The following is a 19,766-nucleotide window of genomic DNA, read 5'->3' as shown; positions in this document are numbered from 1 at the left end:
TCGCAAAGAAAGCCGATGGGAAGGATGGGCATAGATGTTGCCCGCCTTCTCATCGGACTTGAGAAAAAGCAGCGTTGTCGGGCGGCTTTTGCCCTTGAAGCTGAATGGTTTTCGCCAATAGGAGGGCGGTGGGTCAATATGTTCTCACCGGCAAAATGAGCTGAAGCATCGAATCGGTATGAAGCGGGCGCAACAGGAACGGCCGCATGGCCCCAGTGAAGCTGATTTGAATGTCTGTTCCATCAAGCGCCCGCAACGCGTCCATCATATATTTCGCGCTGAACGAAATGTTCAACTCTTCCCCTTCAAGAGACTCCGTTTGCAGCTGCTCCGTCACTTTCCCGATCTCCGGAGAAATCGAAGAAATTTCGAGCATTCCTCCAGGAAGCGTCGTTAGTTTCACAACGTTGTTCCTTCCTTCTCGAGCAAGCAAGGACGCTCGGTCGATTGCCTGCAGAAACTCTTTTGTATTGACGATCATGGTCGTTTTGCTTTCTGTTGGAATCAAGCGGGCCGTCTCCGGATAGTTGCCGTCAAGCAGCCGGGAAAAGAAGAGAAGGTGCTCGGCCTTAAATAGCACTTGATTGGCTGTCATGACGATGTCCACCGGGTGGTTGCCGTCATCCAAAATTTTGCTGAGCTCATTAAGACTTTTTCCAGGGATGACGACGTTGTATGATACTTCATTTTCCGACTCAATTTTCACTTTGCGCATGGCTAAGCGATGACTGTCGGTCGCTGTGCAGACAAGCTCGCCATGTTCAACTTTCCAGTTGACACCTGTCAAGATTGGGCGCGTTTCCGATGTAGAAACGGCGAACACCGTTTGCCGAATCACGGTTTTCAATAAATCAGCCGGGATTTGAAACACGTTTTCTTCTTCAATTTGCGGCAGGCGCGGATATTCGTCGGCGTTTAGCCCATTGAGGCGGAATTCTGAGTGCCCCGAGCGGATGATCGTCAAAAAGTTGTCTTCCGTTTCGATTTCCACCGTTTGTTGCGGCAGTTTTTTCACGATTTCAGAGAAAAAGCGCGCCTGCAGTACGATGCTCCCCGGTCTTTTCACGTCAACGAGCAACTTGCCTTCTTTTTCAAGCGGAATAAACGATTCAATTGAAATGTCGGAATCGCTTCCGGTCAGCGTTACTCCCGAGGCGGTTGCTGTTAGTTTGATTCCGGTCAAAATCGGAATCGTCGTTCTTGTCGATACGGCTTTCATCACGTCTTGGACGCTCTTGGCCAACGCTTCGCGGTCAATGGAAATGTTCACGTTGCTGTTCCTCCCCGTTTCTTTAGATCGTCGGAAATAAATTATAAAAATATAAAAATAAAAACCGTAGTACTAGTCGTATGGCTTGTTAGTATGTGGATAAACAAAAAAAGCGAAGCAAGCACAGCCTGTCCACATGTGGATAAGCTGTGCATAAAACCGAGACAGTTGTTCACAGTTGCTTCAGCTTTTCTTGAATCTCTTGTATATGCCTTTGCAGCTGCGTATCGGTTTGCAAAAGCTTTGATATTTTTTCATGGGCGTGGATGACGGTTGTATGATCGCGTCCCCCAAATTCATCGCCGATTTTCGGCAACGAACAGTCGGTCAGTTCGCGGGAGAGATACATGGCAATTTGCCGAGGGAACGCGACCGATTTTGTTCGCTTTTTCGCTTTAAAATCTTCCATCTTGATGTTGAAATGCTGTCCAACAACGCGCTGAATGTCTTGAATCGTGATTACCTTCGGCTTTGCGCTCGGGATGATGTCTTTCAATGCCTCTGCTGCCAAGTCAGCGGTGATCTCTTTGTTGATGAGCGACGAATAAGCGACGACGCGAATGAGAGCGCCCTCAAGCTCGCGGATGTTCGAGTCAATTTGATTGGCGATATAAAGCATTACCTCGTTTGGAATGTCAAACCCCTCCGCCTTCGCCTTTTTGCGGAGGATAGCGATCCGCGTCTCCAAATCAGGCGGCGTAATGTCGGTGATGAGCCCCCACTCAAAGCGCGAACGCAAGCGGTCTTCGAGTGTTGGGATTTCTTTCGGCGGTCGATCGCTTGAGATGACGATTTGCTTGCTCTCCTCGTGCAGCGTATTAAACGTATGGAAAAATTCTTCTTGCGTTTGTTCTTTTCCGGCCAAAAACTGAATATCATCGATCAGTAGGACGTCAACGTTCCGATACTTGTTGCGAAAGTCGTCAGGGCGGTTGTCTCGGATGGCGTTAATAAACTCATTCGTAAATTTCTCTGAAGATAAATAGACCACTTTCGCCGATGGGTTATGTTCAATCACGTAATGGCCGATCGCGTGCATTAAGTGTGTTTTTCCAAGTCCGACGCCGCCATAGATAAACAAGGGGTTGTATGCTTTGGCCGGAGCCTCAGCGACCGCCAGTGAAGCGGCATGGGCGAACCGGTTGCCGGAGCCGATGACAAACGTATCGAACGTGTATTTCGGATTTAACATGCTTTGTGGGAAATCGTTTGTCTCTTCATACGGTTTCCGTTGCTTTTTCTTAGATGACTGGAACTCTAGTTCTTCATCATCCTGATTTGGCGGAATGATAAACTTGACGGCCAATTCTTCGCCCGTGATGGTGTAGATCGTTTCCGCAATCAAATGAGAGTAGCGAGAATCAAGCCAATCTCTAGCAAACTCGTTCGGGGCTACGATGACGAGCGTGTCACCTCGTAAAGAGTGGGCTTTTGTTGACTTGAGCCAAGTTTCAAAGCTCGGCTTGCTGATTTTTTGTTCAATCTCCGCGAGCACGCGATCCCATAAGTCATGGATATTTTCCACCCGTTGCCCCTCCCTTAAGTCAGAGGATGATCGTTTGTTTAAAAAAATAAGTTTGTGGAAAAAGCATATTAAGGAAATAAAGAAGCTTTTCGACAAAATCCACCATCTGTGGGTAACATTATTAACGCGTTGTGAAAAAACTATCCACAATCTATCCACAAAATGTGGATAGACTCCTCTTATCCACATAATTATCCATAGTGAAAACACAATAATAATAGCAAATAAAGCGGCTTGTTGCAACGGGATTTTTTTGATTATCCACAAAATGGATAGGGTGTGAAAAAATCATTATCCACACCATTGAACATGTGAAAAAAATGTCGATAAATGTTGTGGATTGTTGATAGGGAGAAAAAATTTATCCACAGCGCTGATCAGAGTTGGAAAAACGAAGAGGCGGTTGACATTTGCTAAGATTGTTCAATATAATGAGAAAGACTGCCCGTAACTGTTATTCCCTAGGGAGGTGTCATAGATGAAACGGACGTATCAACCGAATAGACGGAAACGAAGCAAAGTGCACGGATTCCGCGCGCGCATGAGCACGAGAAACGGCAGAAAAGTGTTGGCGCGCCGCCGCCGCAAAGGAAGAAAAGTTTTGTCTGCATAATAGGCCACTGAAGTTTCAGTGGTCTTTTTTCTCAATATTTTGCCGCCGGGAAATTAGGCAAATGGAGTGTTTGGGGAGAATGAAAAAAAAGTATCGGATCAAGAAAAACGAAGAGTTCCAGGAAGTGTTTCAGAGGGGCGCTTCAACGGCCAACCGCCAGTTTGTCATCTACACGCTTGACCGCCCGGAGCAGCCTTATTTTCGCATCGGGCTGTCTGTCAGCAAAAAACTTGGCAAGGCTGTCGTCCGAAATCGAATCAAGCGCTACATCCGCCAATGCTTCCTCGAATTGAAAGAGGAGATTGCCCCTGGCAAAGACTATGTCGTTATCGCTAGGCAGCCGGTGGCGGAGATGAATTATGCGGAAGTAAAAAAAAGTTTAATCCATGTGCTCCGGAAATCCGGAGGGCTGAAAAAAGGAGGCCAACCGTCGCATTCGGCTTGAAAAAATGCTCCACGCGGCAAAAAAAATGGTAAAATACATACGTGAACTTGTATATGTGGGAGGAAAAAGAAGGTGAAAAGGCGAATCAGATTCATCATTTTGTTCGGTGCGTTAGCGGCTGTGCTGGCCGGATGCACGGAAATTCACAAACCGATCACCCCGGAAAGCAAGGGGTTTTGGAACGAGTATATCGTTTATCCGCTTTCTTGGCTGATCAAATATGTCGCCGGGCTGCTCGGCGGAAGCTTTGGGTTGTCCATCATTGTCGTCACCATTTTGATCCGCTTATTGATTTTGCCGCTGATGATTCAACAGACGCGCAACGCGAAGGCGATGCAAGCGCTTCAGCCGGAAATTGAAGCGCTCCGCAAAAAATACAGCTCAAAAGACGCGCAAACTCAACAAAAGCTCCAGCAAGAGATGATGCTCTTATTCCAAAAGCACGGCGTCAACCCAATGGCCGGCTGCTTCCCGATTTTGATCCAGATGCCGATTTTAATTGGATTTTACCATGCCATCATGCGGACGAGAGAAATTGCCCAACATAATTTTTTATGGTTTGACCTTGGCGAAAAAGACCCGTACTACATTTTGCCGGTCATTGCCGGCGTGACGACGTTCATCCAGCAGAAAATCATGATGGCCGGCTCCGCTCAGCAAAATCCACAAATGGCGATGATGCTTTGGATGATGCCGATTATGATCGTCATTTTCGCGATCAACTTCCCAGCTGCTTTGTCGCTTTACTGGGTCGTCGGAAATATTTTCTCCATTGTGCAAACGTATCTCATTAAAGGGCCGGAGATTGCCGCCCATTCAGGAGGAGCGAAAAAGTGAAAGAAGTGACCGCGACTGCCCGGACAGTCGAAGAGGCGGTGCAGTTGGCGCTCGCGCAGCTTGGCGTGCCTCGAGAGCGTGCGGTTATTGTTGTGCTCGATGAAGGGAAAAGAGGTTGGTTTGGCTTGTTTGGCGGCCGGCCGGCGGTTGTGAAAGCCGTGCTGAAAATCGACCCGGTTGAGGAGACGGTTCGCTTTTTGCAGCAAGTCATCGCGCAAATGGGGGCGGAAGGGGCAAGCATCGAAGCCGTCCGCCGCGGCAAGCAGGTGACGCTTCATGTGCACGGGGGGCCGGTCGGTCTATTGATCGGCAAGCACGGGCAAACGTTAAACGCTCTTCAGTTTTTGGCGCAGCTCGTCGCCAACCGCCATGCTGACGAATACGTGTCGATTGCCGTCGATGTCGAAAATTACCGCGAACGAAGGGAAAAGGCGCTGATCGAACTGGCGCACAAGCTGGCCGCCCGGGCGGTGAAGACGGGAAAAGAAGTAAGGTTGGAGCCGTTGCCGGCGCATGAACGGAAGATCATCCATGCAGCGCTGGCTGACAACAAGCACGTCTTGACCTATTCCGTTGGCGTTGATCCGCACCGTTCGATTGTCGTCGCTCCGAAAACAGGCAAAATGTCGCCGAAAAAAGAGGCGCCTCGCTAAACTGTAGAGAGGCGGCCTCTTTTTTTACGGTATTGGCGCCGCCTGGAAGATTGGCGATGGAAATGGGGGAACGCTCCAGCAAGAGCTTCTTCAAATGGGGAAACAGCGCAGCAACGGTCTTTTTTGCCTATCCGTCCAGATGATTGTGAAGCAATCACTAGTTTCCACCAACTTTTTTTTTGACGGCCGCCGCTTATATTTTTCAACAACCGCGTTGAGCGCGCTGTATTGTTATTCACATGTGGATAAGTTAAAATTGAACTAAGTGAATATGCACAAGGAAAAAAAGCGGCCAAAACGGGCTGTGGATATAGAGAAAGCGGAGCAAAGAGAGGTGAACAGCTTTGACGGAATTTGATACGATCGCCGCCATTTCGACGCCGATGGGCGAAGGGGCGATTGCCATCGTTCGGTTGAGCGGAGATCAAGCGGTTGAGATCGCTGACCGGCTTTTCCGCAGCCCGAGCGGAAAGCGGCTCAAAGACGTTCCATCACACACGATCCACTACGGGCATATCATCGATCCGAAAAGCGGACGGGTCGTTGAAGAAGTAATGGTATCAGTTATGCGCGCACCGAAGACGTTTACGCGCGAGGACGTGGTCGAGATCAACTGCCATGGCGGGTTTGTTTCCGTCAATCGGGTGCTGCAGCTCGTGCTGGCAAACGGGGCGCGGCTCGCCGAGCCGGGGGAGTTTACGAAGCGGGCGTTTTTAAATGGGCGCATCGATTTATCTCAAGCTGAGGCAGTCATCGACCTGATCCGCGCCAAAACCGACCGAGCGATGAACGTCGCCCTACAGCAAATGGAAGGGCGCCTGTCAAAATTGATTCGCGAGTTGCGGCAGACGATTTTGGAGACGCTGGCACATGTTGAAGTCAATATCGATTATCCGGAATACGATGATGTCGAAGAAATGACGCCGCGCCTTTTGCGGGAAAAGGCGGAATATGTGCGCGGGCAAATTGAAAAGCTGCTGTCGACCGCCGCGCAAGGAAAAATATTGCGCGAAGGGCTGGCAACGGTCATCATCGGGCGGCCGAACGTCGGCAAATCGTCGCTTTTGAATGCGCTCGCCCATGAAAATCGGGCGATCGTCACCGATATTCCGGGGACGACGCGCGACGTCATCGAGGAATATGTCAACGTCCGGGGCGTACCGCTTCGCTTGATCGATACGGCTGGCATCCGCGAAACCGAAGATGTCGTCGAACGGATCGGCGTCGAGCGCTCGCAGCAAATGTTGAAGCGGGCCGACTTAATTTTGCTCGTTTTGAATTATCATGAACCGCTGACGGAAGAGGACGAGCGGCTGTTTGCCATGATCGAGGGAATGGACGCCATCGTCATTGTGAATAAAACCGATTTGCCCCGGCGGATCGATATGGAGCGGGTCAAGGAGCTGGCGGCCGGCCGGCCGGTCGTGGGGACATCCCTGTTGCATGAACAAGGAATTGATGAACTGGAGAAGGCGATTGCTGACCTGTTTTTTGGGGGTGAGCTGGAAGCCGGCGATTTGACGTACGTTTCAAACTCTCGCCATATCGCCTTGCTCGAGCAGGCGAAAACAGCGATCGAGGATGCCTTGGCCGGCATTGACGCCGGCATGCCGGTTGATCTCGTCCAAATCGATTTGCGCCGGGCATGGGAGTTGCTTGGCGAAATCATTGGTGATACGGTCCATGAAAGCTTGATTGATCAGCTGTTTGCTCAGTTTTGTTTAGGAAAATAAGCGAGGAGGAAATGCCATATGGATTACCATGGAGGAACGTATGACGTCATTGTCGTTGGCGCTGGCCATGCCGGCTGCGAAGCGGCATTAGCTTCGGCGCGCATCGGGGCGAAGACGCTTGTCATTACGCTCAACCTCGATATGATCGCGTTCATGCCGTGCAACCCGTCGATCGGCGGCCCGGCGAAAGGAATCGTCGTGCGCGAAATCGACGCTCTCGGCGGGGAAATGGCAAAAAACATTGACAAAACATACATTCAAATGCGGATGCTAAACACCGGCAAAGGGCCAGCCGTCCGCGCGCTTCGGGCGCAAGCCGATAAAGTGCTGTACCAGCGGGAAATGAAAAAAACACTCGAAAATCAAGAGAATTTGACGCTTCTGCAAGGAAAAGTCGAGCGGCTGATCGTCGAAGACGGCGTTTGCAAAGGTGTCATCACTCACACGGGGGCGCATTATTACGCCAAGGCGGTCGTCATTACGACCGGGACGTTTTTGCGCGGGGAAATCATCATCGGAGACATTAAATATTCGAGCGGCCCGAACAACCAGCAACCGTCGATTAAGCTGTCCGAGCATTTAGAAGAGCTTGGGTTTGAGCTTGTTCGCTTCAAAACGGGCACGCCGCCGCGCGTCAACAGCCGGACGATCGACTACAGCAAAACGGAAATTCAGCCGGGAGACAAGGAGCCGCGCGCGTTTTCGTACGAGACGACAAAATACATCACTGATCAGCTGCCGTGCTGGCTGACGTACACGACGGAGGAAACACACCGCATCATCGATGAAAACTTGCACTTGTCGCCGATGTACTCCGGCATGATCAAAGGAACCGGGCCGCGCTATTGCCCATCGATCGAGGATAAAGTCGTCCGGTTCCACGATAAGCCGCGCCATCAAATTTTCCTCGAGCCGGAAGGGCGGGAAACAGAAGAAGTGTACGTGCAAGGGTTGTCAACAAGTTTGCCGGAACATATCCAGCGCAAGCTGCTCGAGACGATCCCGGGGCTTGAGAAGGCGCAGCTCATGCGGGCTGGCTATGCGATCGAGTATGATGCCATCGTGCCGACGCAGCTATGGCCGACGCTCGAGACGAAGCTTGTGAAAAACTTGTATACCGCAGGGCAAATCAACGGCACGTCCGGCTATGAAGAAGCGGCAGGCCAAGGCATTATGGCCGGCATTAACGCCGCCCACCGTGCGCTCGGCCGCGAAGAAATCATTTTAAGCCGTTCTGATGCCTATATCGGCGTTTTAATCGACGACTTGGTGACGAAAGGGACGAATGAGCCGTACCGCCTGCTGACGTCGCGTGCCGAGTACCGGCTTTTGCTTCGCCATGACAACGCCGATTTGCGCCTGACCGAGCTCGGCTATCGGATCGGTCTCATTTCCGAAGAGCGGTATCAAAAATTTTTGGCGAAAAAAGAGGCGATCGAACGAGAGAAAAAGCGGCTGCAAACGGTGATCATCAAACCGACGCCAAAAGTGCAGGAAGTCATCCGTGAAGCGGGTGGAAGCGAGCTGAAAGACGGCATTCGCGCCGCCGATTTGCTCCGACGCCCGGAGATGACGTACGAGCACATCCGAAAACTGGCGCCGGCTGACGAGGAGATCGCTCCGGAAGTGGCTGAGCAAGTCGAAATTCAAATCAAGTACGAGGGCTACATCCAAAAATCGTTGCAAGAAGTCGAACGGCTCAAAAAAATGGAAAACAAAAAAATCCCGGAAGATATCGATTACGACGCCATCCAAGGGCTTGCAACCGAGGCGCGGCAAAAGCTCAAACAAGTGCGCCCGCTTTCGATCGCCCAGGCGTCGCGCATTTCCGGCGTCAATCCGGCCGATATTTCGATATTATTAGTGTATTTGGAACAAGGAAGAATCGCGCGCGTGTCGAATGAATAAACAATGAGGGAAAGGATTGGCTTATGGAGGCGACACAATTTCAAACCATGCTCGAAGAGAGGGGAATTCTCCTCTCTTCCCGGGCGCTTGCGCAGTTTGAGCGCTATTACGAACTGCTCGTTGAGTGGAACGAGAAAATGAATTTGACCGCTATTACGGACAAGCCCGGCGTCTATGTGAAGCACTTTTTCGACTCGGTGTCCCCGGCTTTTTACTACGACTTTTCAGCGCCGCTTGCGCTTTGCGACGTCGGATCCGGGGCGGGATTTCCGAGCCTTCCGCTCAAAATTTGTTTTCCGCATTTGCGCGTTTCCATCGTTGATTCGCTGCAAAAACGCATCCGTTTTTTAGAGCATCTGATCACCGAGCTCGGGCTTGCGGACGTGGCGCTTTACCACGAACGCGCTGAGACGTTCGCCCGTCAAAAGGGGATGCGCGAATCATTTGACGTCGTCACGGCCAGAGCGGTGGCGCGCATGCCAGTGCTTGTCGAACTTTGCCTTCCGCTCGTGAAAATGGGCGGGACATTCATTGCGATGAAAGCTGCTTCGGCGCTCGAGGAGCTGAAAGAGGGAAACAAGGCGATTTCTGTGCTTGGCGGAGAAGTGACGGCGACGGAAACGTTCACGTTGCCGTTTGACGAAGGCGAACGAACGATCATTTTCATCCAAAAAATGAGAAAAACGCCGAACCAATACCCGCGCAAACCGGGAACGCCGAACAAACAACCGATTCAGTAGCGTCTTTGCGGGCGGGGGAGGGCTTTGCCGGCTGAAAGAGAGAAACAAGCTGTTTCGCTCCCCGCCTTCGTCCCGCGCCAAAAAACCGACCGTAAGGCGGCGTATGCCGGGCGAGACAGAGACATTTTGGCCAAGTATGTCCAAAGGTGGTGTAGGGGGATGAAGCATCCATTTTCGCGCTTGTTCAGCTTTGGAGAAAAAGAACAGGAAGAAATGGAGGAAAAGCAAGAGCGGGAGGAAGTTCGCCACATTCCGGTCAAAAGCATTATTCCGAACCGCTTTCAGCCGCGCACGATGTTTGATGAAGAGAAGATCGACGAGTTGGCGCTGACGATCCGCACGCACGGCATCATCCAGCCGATCGTCGTCCGCGAATGCGGGAACGGACGGTTTGAAATCATCGCCGGCGAGCGGAGATGGAGAGCGGTGCAAAAGCTTGGCTGGACGGAAATCCCCGCGATCATCAAAAACTTAAATGACAAAGAAACCGCCTCCGTCGCCCTCATTGAAAACTTACAGCGCGAAGAGTTGACGCCGATTGAAGAGGCGATGGCGTACGCCAAATTGATCGAGCTCCATGATTTGACGCAAGAAGCGCTCGCTCAGCGGCTCGGCAAAGGACAGTCGACGATCGCCAATAAGCTGCGTCTGCTGAAACTCCCGCAAGAGGTGCAAGAGGCGCTCTTGCAACGGGCGATTACGGAACGTCATGCGCGCGCGTTGATTGCCTTGAAAGATAAAGAAAAACAGCTGAAACTGCTGCAAGAAATCATCGACAAACAGTTGAATGTCAAGCAGACGGAAGATCGGGTGTTAAAGCTGCTCGAGGCGGGGGAACGGAAGCCAAAACCGAAGCGAAAGGCGTTCAGCCGCGATATGCGCATCGCCGTCAACACGATCCGCCAGTCGCTTTCCATGGTCGAAAGCAGCGGGGTGTCCGTTCAATCGGAAGAAGAAGAATTCGATGACTACTATCAAATTACGATTCGAATCGCGAAAAAATAACGAAAGTCACCTTTTGCCTCATCAAGCACTGCTGATGGGGTTTTTTCTTTCAGAAAACAAAGTCATTTTCCTGTTTTCGTGCTAAAATAAAATGGATTGAGGAAGAGATAGAGGTAGGTGGCATCGTGGGAAAAGTCATTGCTATTGCAAACCAAAAAGGCGGAGTTGGAAAAACGACGACGGCGGTCAATTTATCGGCATGTTTGGCGCATCTTGGAAAAAAAGTGCTGCTTGTTGACGCCGATCCGCAAGGAAATGCGACGAGCGGCATCGGCATTGAGCGAGGCGATGTGGACGAATGCATTTACAATGTCATCATTGGCGACATGAAAGCAAAAGATGTCATTCGACCGACGGACATCGAAAATTTATACGTCATTCCAGCGACGATCCAGCTCGCCGGCGCAGAAATTGAGCTCGTCTCGGTCGTTTCCCGCGAAATCCGGCTGAGAAACGCGATCGAGCCGCTGAAAGACAAATACGACTTCATTATTATCGATTGTCCTCCTTCGCTCGGCTTGCTGACGCTCAACGCGTTGACAGCGGCCAATTCTGTGCTCATCCCTGTCCAATGCGAATATTATGCGTTAGAAGGGCTCAGCCAGCTGCTTAACACGATCCGGCTTGTGCAGCGGCACTTAAACTATGATTTGCGCCTCGAAGGCGTTCTGTTGACGATGCTTGATGCAAGGACGAATCTAGGCTTGCAGGTCATTCAAGAAGTCAAAAAGTATTTCCGCGAAAAGGTGTACCAGACGATCATCCCGCGAAACGTGCGGCTGAGTGAGGCGCCAAGCCATGGCAAGCCGATCATTTTGTACGATGTGAAATCGCGGGGGGCGGAAGTGTATTTGGAACTGGCGAAGGAGGTGCTTGAACGTGGCTAAAGGTCTCGGCAAAGGCATCAGTGCGCTGTTTGACAACCTTTCTCTCAATGAACTTAATGGGAAAGAGGAAACGGTGCGGGAAGTAAGCATTCACGACCTTCATCCAAACCCGTACCAGCCGCGGAAAACGTTTCAGCCTGAGGCGATTGAGGAGTTGAAGCAATCGATTTTGCAGCACGGCATTTTGCAGCCGCTCATCGTCCGCCGTGTACCGAACGGATTTGAAATCGTCGTTGGTGAACGGCGCTATCGGGCGGCCAAAGAGGCGAATTTGCCGTCAGTGCCGGTCGTGGTGCGCGAGTTGACTGATGAGCAAATGATGGAGTTCGCCCTTCTTGAAAACTTGCAGCGCGAGGATTTGAACCCGATCGAGGAAGCGATGGCGTACAAAATGTTGATGGACAAGCTGCACTTAACCCAGGAGGAAGTCGCGAGCCGTGTTGGGAAGAGCCGTCCGCACATCGCTAATCATTTGCGTTTGTTGTCCCTCCCTTCAGATGTGCAAAAGCTGCTCATTGATGGCACACTTTCGATGGGACATGGCCGCGCGCTTTTAGGGCTGAAACAAAAAAGCAAAATGAAATCGATCGTGGAACGGACGATTCGCGAAGGGTTGAACGTCCGCCAGCTTGAAAAACTGATCCAACAAGCGAACGAAAATGTTTCACGTGAAACATCGAAGCGGAAACCGCCGGAAAAAAGCGTGTTTATTCGGGAAAGCGAATCGTTGCTGCGCGAAAAATTCGGGACGAACGTCACGATTAAACAAACGAGGAAAAGAGGAAAAATTGAAATTGAGTTTTTTTCTCCGGAAGATTTAGAGAGAATATTAGAACTGCTCGATGTGCGGTTCGACGAGTAAGTCGGCCCTTTGATCAAGGCCGGTTTATTTTTTTGCAAGAGAGGGTTGGACATCATGGTGTTGTTAGGAACGATTGTCAATGGAGTGAGCATTATCGCCGGGGCGTTGATTGGAAAATGGCTTCATCGCATCCCCGAGCGAGTGAAGGAAACGGTGATGGGGGGGATTGGGCTTGCGGTGGCGCTGCTTGGCATACAAATGGGAATGAAAAGCGAACAGTTTCTCGTTGTTATTTTCAGCCTTGTTTTCGGCGGCATTCTCGGGGAGTGGTGGAACTGGGAGGAAAAGCTGAACCGGCTCGGTCAATGGCTCGAGGTGAAAGTGAGCGGAAACGGGCAAGGAAGCATCGCTAAAGGGTTTGTCAGCGCAACGTTGTTGTTTGTCATCGGGGCGATGGCCATCGTCGGAGCGCTTGACAGCGGGCTGCGCGGCGACCATAGCGTCTTGTATACGAAATCGATTTTAGACGGCTTTGCCAGTGTCATTTTGACGACGACGCTCGGCATCGGCGTCATCTTCTCCGCCTTGCCGGTCGTTGTTTATGAGGGGAGCATCGCGCTGTTGGCGACGCAAATCGAACGGTTTGTGCCGAAGGAAGTGCTCGATTCGTTCATCGCCGAATCAACGGCGACCGGAGGCATTTTAATTATGGCCATTGGACTCAATATGCTCGGTTTGACGAACATTCGCGTGGCCAATTTGCTGCCGAGCATTCTCATTACGGCAGCCGCCGTTTTCATTCTTTCACTCGTTTAACGACCGGTTGTTTTGGCCGGACAGAAAAGAAATCCCCTCCTTGAACAGCTGACCAAGAGGGGGATTTGCTGCCTACCATAATGAATGCCGGTCTGTTGAGAGCGGAGGGGCAGCGAGCCGCTCTTTTCGGAGGATGAACCGCTCCGCTTCGTAAATGCCATTGGCGATCGTTTTCGCCATATTCATGACAAGATGGAGGCGCGTATTTTGCAGGACGAAAAACTCCATAAACCCGCTGACATTGACAACCCCAGTAATATGGGCGTCGCCGACGGGAAGGAGCTGTTTGTTGACCCCAGCCCCAGGGCGGACGGGTCCTTTGGCAATCGTGATGGCGCCGACGCTTTTCAGCCGCCCGAGGCAGGCATCGACCGCGATCATGAACGGATCGTTATGAATGAGTCGAATGGCTTCTACCTTTTCTTCCAAATTAACGGCATGGATTGGTTCTTCGAGTGTTCCGTACACGTGGAAGCGAGCCAACGGCTTCTCTTTGAGCATCGTGCCGACGAGCGGTCCAAGCGAATCGCCGGTCGAGCGGTCTGTGCCGATGCAAACGATAGCGACCGGCTGAGCGAGCGGGTCGGGAAGCAGTGAGGCGACCCGCCAAGCGATCGACGACACCGCCCCTTGCTCATCGTAAAACACGCGGTCCCTTTCCTCCTTGGATGAGTAAAATATCGATGGTATGCTCATTCGCTTCACTCCTACTTTCGTTTCAAAAGTATTAACAGTATACGGAAAATAAAAGAATGATATACATTTCATTGTTCGTTTTCTTGCCTTTTCTTCGCGATAACGGGATATCGGGCTACAAATCAGCGGCCGGTCTTGTTAAAATAAAAGCGCAGAACAAGAAAAAAGATTGAGGTGTCGCCAACGTTGAACACGATGGAAAAAACGATGAGCCGATTGTTCGCATTTTTGATAGATGAGAAATTGTGGCTCCAGATCGGAAAAGGGACGCTGAAGATTGTTCTTATCCTACTCATATGCGCCATTGCGGTGAAAGTGTTGAAAATTGCCGTTCATAACATGTTCAAAGTGCGACAGAAGGCGCCGATCCGCATTTCCGAACGGCGGGAGGCGACGCTCGTTCGGCTGCTCGACAACGTCATTACGTACGTACTATATTTTATTGCGCTCTTGATGATTTTAGATACGTTTGGCGTTCCCGTCAAAGCGCTGCTCGCCGGGGCTGGGGTCGTCGGGCTGGCCGTGGGTTTTGGCGCACAAAGCTTAGTGAAAGACATCATCACTGGATTTTTCATCATTTTTGAAGACCAGTTTGCGGTCGGCGATTATGTGCGCATTGGCAATTTTGAAGGGTATGTTGAAACGATTGGGCTTCGGGTGACGAAAATTAAAAGTTGGACCGGGGAAGTGCACATTTTGCCAAACGGCAGCATCACTCAAGTGACGAACTATTCACTGCACAACAGCCTCGCTGTCGTTGACGTCAGCATCGCCTATGAAGAAGACATTGAAGAGGCGGAGGAAGCCATCCGCGAGCTTCTTCCGCAGCTGCCGGCGAAGTATGAAGACATGGTCGCCCCGCCGGAATTGCTTGGCGTGCAAAATTTAGCCAGCTCGGAAGTCATATTGCGCATCACGTGCGAAACGAAGCCGATGCGCCATCTGGCGGTCGCTCGGGCGATCCGCAAGGAAGTAAAGCTGCTGTTGGACGAACGGGGAATCGAAATCCCATACCCACGGCTTGTGCTGCATCGCCGCGACGAACAAGAGCAGCCCGAGGCAAAGCCGCAACGGGAGCAATCGTTGTCATAGGGAGGTGGATCGATGGAAGAGAAACAGTTCGGCCTATACGATATCGTCGAAATGAAAAAGCCGCACCCATGTGGAACGAATCGTTGGAAAGTGATTCGCTTGGGCGCTGACATCCGCATTAAATGCGAAGGGTGCGCCCATAGCGTTTTGTTGCCGCGCAAAGAGTTTATCCGCAAAATGAAAAAAGTGCTCGTCAAGCATGAAGAATAAGCAAATGAATCATGGTGGCGAGGCCATGCTCTTTTGTTGCGAAGGGGAGGGAGAAAATGACGGAAACGACGCATGTAACATCATGTCCGCTCAACTGCTGGGACGTATGCGGGCTGAAGGTGACGGTGAACGAGGGAAAAGTCGTACGGGTTGACGGCGACGAACACCATCCCATCACGAAAGGGAACATTTGCGGACGCGGGCGGATGTTGAAAGAGCGGGTAAACGCCAAAGAACGCCTTCTCTATCCGTTGAAAAAAGTAAACGGGCAGTTCGTTCGCATTTCTTGGGAAGAGGCGCTTGATGACATCGCTGGGAAAATGCGGAAGTTGAAAGAACAATTTGGGCCGACAGCCGTGCTTCACAGCCATGATTACGCCAACAACGGGCTGCTGAAAAACCTGGACCGCCGTTTTTTTAATTGTTATGGTGGGGCAACAGAGCTTATCGGCAGCCTTTGCTGGGGCGCGGGCATTGAGGCGCAGACATGGGATTTTGGCAACGCCTACAGCCATGCGCCAGAAGATATCGACAACAGCCGCCACATCGTCATTTGGGGGCGAAACGTCGCCCGCACGAACATGCATTTATTCGAGCGGTTGCTTGCCGCGAAAAAACGCGGGGCGACCATTGTGGTCATTGATCCGCTGTTTGGCCCGACGGCGCGCATCGCCGATCAGTACGTATGCATCAAGCCGGGAATGGACGCTTTTTTGGCGATGGGCATTATGAAAGAGCTGCTTCGACTCGGGTTGGAGGACCGGGCCTTTATCAAGCAACACACAATTGGGTTTGATGATGTCAAACAACTATTGCAGACAATTTCGTTGGCGGAGATTGAGCGGCATACCGGTGTTAGCCGCGATCAAATGACGAAGCTGGCCCGGCTTTACGGGGACCGGCCGACCGCAACGTATCTTGGCCTTGGCATGCAACGCTATGCGAACGGCGGCAATACAATCCGATGGATCGATGCCCTTGTCGCCGCAAGCGGCAACGTTGGCATTCCGGGTGGAGGGGCGAATTTTGGCAACTTGCAGGTGGGCGAGTGTTTTGATAAAGCCGCATTGACGCTCCCAGAGCGGAAAACGGCATCGCGCACATGGACGATGATGAAGCAGGGAGAAGAGATATTGCGGGCGGATGATCCACCGATCGGCATGGTGATCGTCACGTGCGGCAACCCGCTCGCTCAAGTGCCGAACACGAACTTGATGAAAAAAGCGTTCGCTTCCATTGAAACGGTGGTTGTGTTTGAGCAGTTCATGACCGATACGGCTGCAATGGCTGATTATGTTTTGCCAGTAGCGGCTTCGTTTGAAGAGGAAGACGTCTATTGTTCATCGATGTACCATGCGTATTTGAACTACGGGCCGAAGCTTGTCGACCCGCCGGGTGAGGCGAAGCCGGACTTGTGGATTTGGACGGAGCTGGCAAAAAGGCTCGGGTTTGGGGATGATTTTGCCTATACGCGTGAGCAGTTTCTTGCAATGGCGCTCCGGCCGTTGGAGCATCACGGCATTACGCTGAAGCGATTGAAAACAGAACACCGCGTCCTTTTGCCTGTCGAACCGGTGCCATGGCGCGACCGCCGGTTTCAAACGCCAAGCGGAAAATACGAATTTACGTCAACCATCGCCAAGAAAAAAGGGATGGATGGCCGGCTGCAAATCATGTATCCGGCCGAATCGGAGGAGTCCAATCCGGCACTAGCCGCCAAATATCCGTATCGGCTGTTGACGATCCATCCGCTCCGTTCGAATCATTCGCAACATTATCCGCTCATCCCAGCGCTTCAGACAGTCCGCATTGAGGTAGCGGCTGATGTTGCTGCGGCAAAGGGTCTTGCCGATGGCGACCGGGCGCGTGTTTACAACGACCGTGGATCGCTCGTGGGAACGGTCAAGGTGCTTGATGGCGCCTATCCAGGCACGATCAACATTGACGAAGGACAATGGGGAGTGTTCGGCGGGCCGGTCAACGTCCTCACGTCCGATTTGGAGTCGGATAACGGCTGCGGCAGCACGCTGTATGACTGTTTGGTCAATATTGAAAAAGTCACGTCGGAAGCAAAGTAAGCGGTTCACAGTTGCTTCGGATCAGTAGAAAAAAGATATGGTCGATGACAAAATGCGGTTTGAGGCTGTTGATCCGAAAAGATGATTTTGTCATCCAAGTGTTGGGAAAAGGGCGCAAACTTCCGCCTTTTTTGAAGCGGGTGGGAGAGGAAACATTCCCCGCTTGCGGCGCGCTTGTCATTTTCTGCGCCAGCCCATATAATGAGGAAAGATGTGAACGGGAAAGAGGAGTGGAACGAATGGGATTGACAGCAGGAATCGTCGGATTGCCGAACGTCGGCAAATCGACGCTGTTTAACGCCATTACAAAAGCAGGTGCTGAGTCAGCCAACTATCCGTTTTGCACAATTGAGCCGAACGTCGGTGTCGTCGAAGTGCCCGATGAGCGGCTCGATGTATTGACGGAAATGTTTCGGCCGAAGCGGACGGTGCCGACTGTTTTTGAATTTACCGATATCGCGGGCATCGTCAAAGGGGCGAGCAAAGGAGAGGGGCTTGGCAACAAGTTTTTGTCTCACATCCGGCAAGTCGATGCAATTTGCCAAGTCGTCCGCTGCTTCAGTGATGAAAACATCACCCACGTGGCGGGCAAAGTCGACCCGCTCGCCGATATCGAAACGATCAATTTGGAGCTCGTGTTGGCTGATTTAGAAACGATTGACAAACGAATCGAGCGGGTCGGCAAAATCGCCAAGCAAAAGGATAAAGAGGCGGCGTTTGAATACGACATTTTGCGGCGGTTGAAGGAGACGCTCGAAGACGGCAAGCCGGCGCGCACACTCGAGTTCACTGATGAAGAGATGAAAGTCGTCAAGCAGCTGCATTTGTTGACGATAAAGCCGATGCTTTACGTCGCCAATGTCGGCGAGGAAGATATCGCTGACCCTAGCGGCAATCCGTTTGTCAAGGACGTGCGCGAGTTTGCGAAGCGCGACAACGCTGAAGTCATTGTTGTCTGCGCCAAAATCGAAGAGGAAATCGCTGAGTTCAGCGATGAGGAAAAACGGCAATTTTTACAGGAGCTCGGCATCGAGCAGTCCGGCCTTGACCAGCTTATCCGCGCCGCTTACAGCTTGCTCGGATTGGCGACGTTTTTCACCGCCGGCGAGCAGGAGGTGCGGGCGTGGACGTTCCGCAAAGGGATGAAAGCGCCGCAATGCGCCGGCATCATCCATTCCGACTTTGAGCGAGGGTTTATTCGCGCGGAAACGGTGTCGTACGATGACCTTGTCGCGGCTGGATCGATGGCGGCGGCGCGCGAAGCCGGAAAAGTGCGCTTGGAGGGAAAAGACTACGAAGTGCAAGACGGCGACATTATGCATTTCCGGTTCAACGTGTAACCATCGGTTCGAGGGCAGGGCGGATGCAGCAGGTCACGGCATGGGGCCGTTTTTGGCTTGGTCATACGGATGGAAGATGTTTGCGCCGACGGAATGCGGCAAACTGCCTTGCTTATCGTTGTCGGTCATGGTATAATCAACAAATGTGAGTAATGGTGATTGCTCCTTGCTCTTCGAATGGAAGGGCCGCTTAGACCAAAAGGAGGTGACGAGCGTGAGAAAGTACGAAATCATGTACATCATCCGCCCGAACATGGACGATGAAGCGAGACAAGCTCTCGTGGAACGGTTCAACAACGTGTTGAAAGAAAACGGCGCGGAGATTACGAACGTGACGGATTGGGGCAAGCGCCGCTTAGCCTATGAAATTCAAAAATACCGCGACGGCTATTACATGATCGTCAATGTCGTATCGGAGCCGAAAGCGGTGCAAGAATTCGACCGCTTAGCGCGCATCAGCGAAGACATCATCCGTCATATCGTCGTCAAAGAAGAAGAATAATCTTTTCGACATGATTAAGAGGTGGTTCTGATGATTAACCGCGTCATTTTGGTCGGCAGGTTAACGAGAGATCCGGAGTTGCGTTACACTCCAAGCGGAGTGGCTGTTGCCACGTTTACGCTCGCGGTCAACCGTCCGTTTACAAATCAGCAGGGCGAGCGGGAAACGGATTTTATTCAATGTGTCGTTTGGCGCCGCCAGGCGGAAAACGTCGCCAACTTTTTGAAAAAGGGGAGCTTGGCTGGTGTCGATGGCCGACTGCAAACCCGCAGCTATGAAAATCAAGAAGGTCGGCGCGTGTACGTGACGGAAGTGGTGGCTGATAGCGTCCAATTTCTTGAGCCGAAAGGAACGAGCGAGCAGCGAGGGGCAACAGCAGGCGGCTACTATGGGGATCCATTCCCATTCGGGCAAGATCAGAACCACCAATATCCGAACGAAAAAGGGTTTGGCCGCATCGATGACGATCCTTTCGCCAATGACGGCCAGCCGATCGATATTTCTGATGATGATTTGCCGTTTTAATAAACAAGTCGCTTGAAGCCCCTGTCTCTAAACAACGCGCAGGCAGCGGGCCATTCCACCGATGAGGAAACGATGGCAACGGAAAGGAG

20 protein-coding genes are annotated in these 19,766 nt (G+C 51.7%); 17 read left to right on the top strand and 3 right to left on the bottom strand.

The features are described 5' to 3' along the window. Positions 1 to 133: 133 nt before the first annotated feature. Both dnaN and dnaA read right to left on the bottom strand, forming a co-directional pair. Positions 134 to 1,270, bottom strand: a complete 1,137-nt coding sequence (dnaN, locus tag ABS784_RS11735; protein WP_011229518.1) for a DNA polymerase III subunit beta — start codon at positions 1,268 to 1,270, stop codon at positions 134 to 136. 172 nt (positions 1,271 to 1,442) lie between these two features. After that, positions 1,443 to 2,795: a chromosomal replication initiator protein DnaA gene (gene dnaA, locus ABS784_RS11730; RefSeq protein ID WP_011229517.1), complete on the bottom strand. Its 1,353-nt coding sequence runs from the start codon at positions 2,793 to 2,795 to the stop codon at positions 1,443 to 1,445. A gap of 478 nt (positions 2,796 to 3,273) precedes the next feature. Here dnaA and rpmH point away from each other — a divergent pair, with 478 nt between their 5' ends. The 11 genes from rpmH to ABS784_RS11675 all read left to right on the top strand — a co-directional run bounded on the left by rpmH (position 3,274) and on the right by ABS784_RS11675 (position 13,234). Continuing rightward, the gene (gene rpmH / locus ABS784_RS11725; RefSeq protein WP_003253900.1) at positions 3,274 to 3,408 is read left to right on the top strand and encodes a 50S ribosomal protein L34; all 135 of its coding nucleotides are present in this window, start codon (positions 3,274 to 3,276) and stop codon (positions 3,406 to 3,408) included. A 79-nt stretch (positions 3,409 to 3,487) separates the two neighbouring features. Next, entirely contained in the window at positions 3,488 to 3,853 is a 366-nt protein-coding gene (gene rnpA / locus ABS784_RS11720; protein ID WP_011232960.1) for a ribonuclease P protein component, read from the top strand. 72 nt (positions 3,854 to 3,925) lie between these two features. Continuing rightward, positions 3,926 to 4,690, top strand: coding sequence for a YidC family membrane integrase SpoIIIJ (gene spoIIIJ, locus ABS784_RS11715; RefSeq protein WP_011232959.1), 765 nt, complete (start codon positions 3,926 to 3,928; stop codon positions 4,688 to 4,690). Then, positions 4,687 to 5,343: an RNA-binding cell elongation regulator Jag/EloR gene (gene jag / locus ABS784_RS11710; RefSeq protein WP_011232958.1), complete on the top strand. Its 657-nt coding sequence runs from the start codon at positions 4,687 to 4,689 to the stop codon at positions 5,341 to 5,343. Before spoIIIJ ends, jag begins: the two co-directional genes overlap by 4 nt. A 344-nt stretch (positions 5,344 to 5,687) precedes the next feature. Continuing rightward, positions 5,688 to 7,076, top strand: a complete 1,389-nt coding sequence (gene mnmE, locus ABS784_RS11705; RefSeq protein ID WP_011232957.1) for a tRNA uridine-5-carboxymethylaminomethyl(34) synthesis GTPase MnmE — start codon at positions 5,688 to 5,690, stop codon at positions 7,074 to 7,076. 18 nt (positions 7,077 to 7,094) lie between these two features. Beyond that, positions 7,095 to 8,984: a tRNA uridine-5-carboxymethylaminomethyl(34) synthesis enzyme MnmG gene (mnmG, locus tag ABS784_RS11700; protein ID WP_011232956.1), complete on the top strand. Its 1,890-nt coding sequence runs from the start codon at positions 7,095 to 7,097 to the stop codon at positions 8,982 to 8,984. Between the two features lie 23 nt (positions 8,985 to 9,007). Next, positions 9,008 to 9,724, top strand: a complete 717-nt coding sequence (gene rsmG / locus ABS784_RS11695) for a 16S rRNA (guanine(527)-N(7))-methyltransferase RsmG (RefSeq protein WP_011232955.1) — start codon at positions 9,008 to 9,010, stop codon at positions 9,722 to 9,724. A 159-nt stretch (positions 9,725 to 9,883) separates the two neighbouring features. Next, complete coding sequence (noc, locus tag ABS784_RS11690) at positions 9,884 to 10,729, top strand: nucleoid occlusion protein (RefSeq protein ID WP_011232954.1); 846 nt, start codon at positions 9,884 to 9,886, stop codon at positions 10,727 to 10,729. A gap of 125 nt (positions 10,730 to 10,854) precedes the next feature. Further along, a complete protein-coding gene (locus tag ABS784_RS11685) occupies positions 10,855 to 11,616 on the top strand; it encodes a ParA family protein (protein WP_014197033.1) in 762 nt (253 codons plus the stop codon). Next, complete coding sequence (locus ABS784_RS11680; RefSeq protein ID WP_011232952.1) at positions 11,609 to 12,478, top strand: ParB/RepB/Spo0J family partition protein; 870 nt, start codon at positions 11,609 to 11,611, stop codon at positions 12,476 to 12,478. Before ABS784_RS11685 ends, ABS784_RS11680 begins: the two co-directional genes overlap by 8 nt. 54 nt (positions 12,479 to 12,532) lie before the next feature. After that, a complete protein-coding gene (locus ABS784_RS11675; RefSeq protein WP_011232951.1) occupies positions 12,533 to 13,234 on the top strand; it encodes a DUF554 domain-containing protein in 702 nt (233 codons plus the stop codon). 72 nt (positions 13,235 to 13,306) lie between these two features. Here the strand turns inward: ABS784_RS11675 and yyaC are convergent, their stop codons facing one another. Beyond that, a complete protein-coding gene (gene yyaC / locus ABS784_RS11670) occupies positions 13,307 to 13,930 on the bottom strand; it encodes a spore protease YyaC (protein WP_011232950.1) in 624 nt (207 codons plus the stop codon). A gap of 186 nt (positions 13,931 to 14,116) precedes the next feature. Between yyaC and ABS784_RS11665 the strand changes: the two genes are divergently transcribed. The 6 genes from ABS784_RS11665 to ssb all read left to right on the top strand — a co-directional run bounded on the left by ABS784_RS11665 (position 14,117) and on the right by ssb (position 19,677). Then, positions 14,117 to 15,022 carry a mechanosensitive ion channel family protein gene (locus ABS784_RS11665; RefSeq protein ID WP_011232949.1) on the top strand — a complete coding sequence of 302 codons (906 nt, stop codon included), beginning with the start codon at positions 14,117 to 14,119 and terminating at the stop codon, positions 15,020 to 15,022. Between the two features lie 12 nt (positions 15,023 to 15,034). Further along, positions 15,035 to 15,232: a DUF951 domain-containing protein gene (locus tag ABS784_RS11660; protein WP_011232948.1), complete on the top strand. Its 198-nt coding sequence runs from the start codon at positions 15,035 to 15,037 to the stop codon at positions 15,230 to 15,232. A 56-nt stretch (positions 15,233 to 15,288) separates the two neighbouring features. Continuing rightward, positions 15,289 to 17,310 (top strand): molybdopterin-dependent oxidoreductase, encoded by a 2,022-nt coding sequence (locus tag ABS784_RS11655; RefSeq protein ID WP_014197030.1) that lies wholly within the window; start codon positions 15,289 to 15,291, stop codon positions 17,308 to 17,310. Between the two features lie 239 nt (positions 17,311 to 17,549). Further along, positions 17,550 to 18,650, top strand: a complete 1,101-nt coding sequence (ychF, locus tag ABS784_RS11650; protein ID WP_011232946.1) for a redox-regulated ATPase YchF — start codon at positions 17,550 to 17,552, stop codon at positions 18,648 to 18,650. A 214-nt stretch (positions 18,651 to 18,864) separates the two neighbouring features. Continuing rightward, positions 18,865 to 19,152, top strand: coding sequence for a 30S ribosomal protein S6 (rpsF, locus tag ABS784_RS11645; protein WP_011232945.1), 288 nt, complete (start codon positions 18,865 to 18,867; stop codon positions 19,150 to 19,152). A gap of 30 nt (positions 19,153 to 19,182) precedes the next feature. Further along, positions 19,183 to 19,677 carry a single-stranded DNA-binding protein gene (gene ssb, locus ABS784_RS11640; RefSeq protein WP_011232944.1) on the top strand — a complete coding sequence of 165 codons (495 nt, stop codon included), beginning with the start codon at positions 19,183 to 19,185 and terminating at the stop codon, positions 19,675 to 19,677. Positions 19,678 to 19,766: the final 89 nt, after the last annotated feature.

It is taken from the genome of Geobacillus sp. G4 (assembly GCF_040327975.1).
In the GTDB taxonomy this organism is placed as follows: domain Bacteria; phylum Bacillota; class Bacilli; order Bacillales; family Anoxybacillaceae; genus Geobacillus; species Geobacillus thermoleovorans.
The sequence above is the reverse complement of the archived record's forward strand: the minus strand, read 5'-3'. Positions and strand labels throughout refer to the sequence as shown.

What these genes read in the sequence shown, in the direction of transcription:
- rpmH (WP_003253900.1), top strand. Translation starts at nt 3,274, where the DNA reads ATGAAACGGACGTATCAACCGAATAGACGGAAACGAAGCAAAGTGCAC.
- rnpA (WP_011232960.1), top strand. Translation starts at nt 3,488, where the DNA reads ATGAAAAAAAAGTATCGGATCAAGAAAAACGAAGAGTTCCAGGAAGTG.
- mnmG (WP_011232956.1), top strand. Translation starts at nt 7,095, where the DNA reads ATGGATTACCATGGAGGAACGTATGACGTCATTGTCGTTGGCGCTGGC.
- rsmG (WP_011232955.1), top strand. Translation starts at nt 9,008, where the DNA reads ATGGAGGCGACACAATTTCAAACCATGCTCGAAGAGAGGGGAATTCTC.
- noc (WP_011232954.1), top strand. Translation starts at nt 9,884, where the DNA reads ATGAAGCATCCATTTTCGCGCTTGTTCAGCTTTGGAGAAAAAGAACAG.
- ABS784_RS11675 (WP_011232951.1), top strand. Translation starts at nt 12,533, where the DNA reads ATGGTGTTGTTAGGAACGATTGTCAATGGAGTGAGCATTATCGCCGGG.
- yyaC (WP_011232950.1), bottom strand. Translation starts at nt 13,930, where the DNA reads ATGAGCATACCATCGATATTTTACTCATCCAAGGAGGAAAGGGACCGC.
- ABS784_RS11660 (WP_011232948.1), top strand. Translation starts at nt 15,035, where the DNA reads ATGGAAGAGAAACAGTTCGGCCTATACGATATCGTCGAAATGAAAAAG.
- ABS784_RS11655 (WP_014197030.1), top strand. Translation starts at nt 15,289, where the DNA reads ATGACGGAAACGACGCATGTAACATCATGTCCGCTCAACTGCTGGGAC.
- ychF (WP_011232946.1), top strand. Translation starts at nt 17,550, where the DNA reads ATGGGATTGACAGCAGGAATCGTCGGATTGCCGAACGTCGGCAAATCG.
- ssb (WP_011232944.1), top strand. Translation starts at nt 19,183, where the DNA reads ATGATTAACCGCGTCATTTTGGTCGGCAGGTTAACGAGAGATCCGGAG.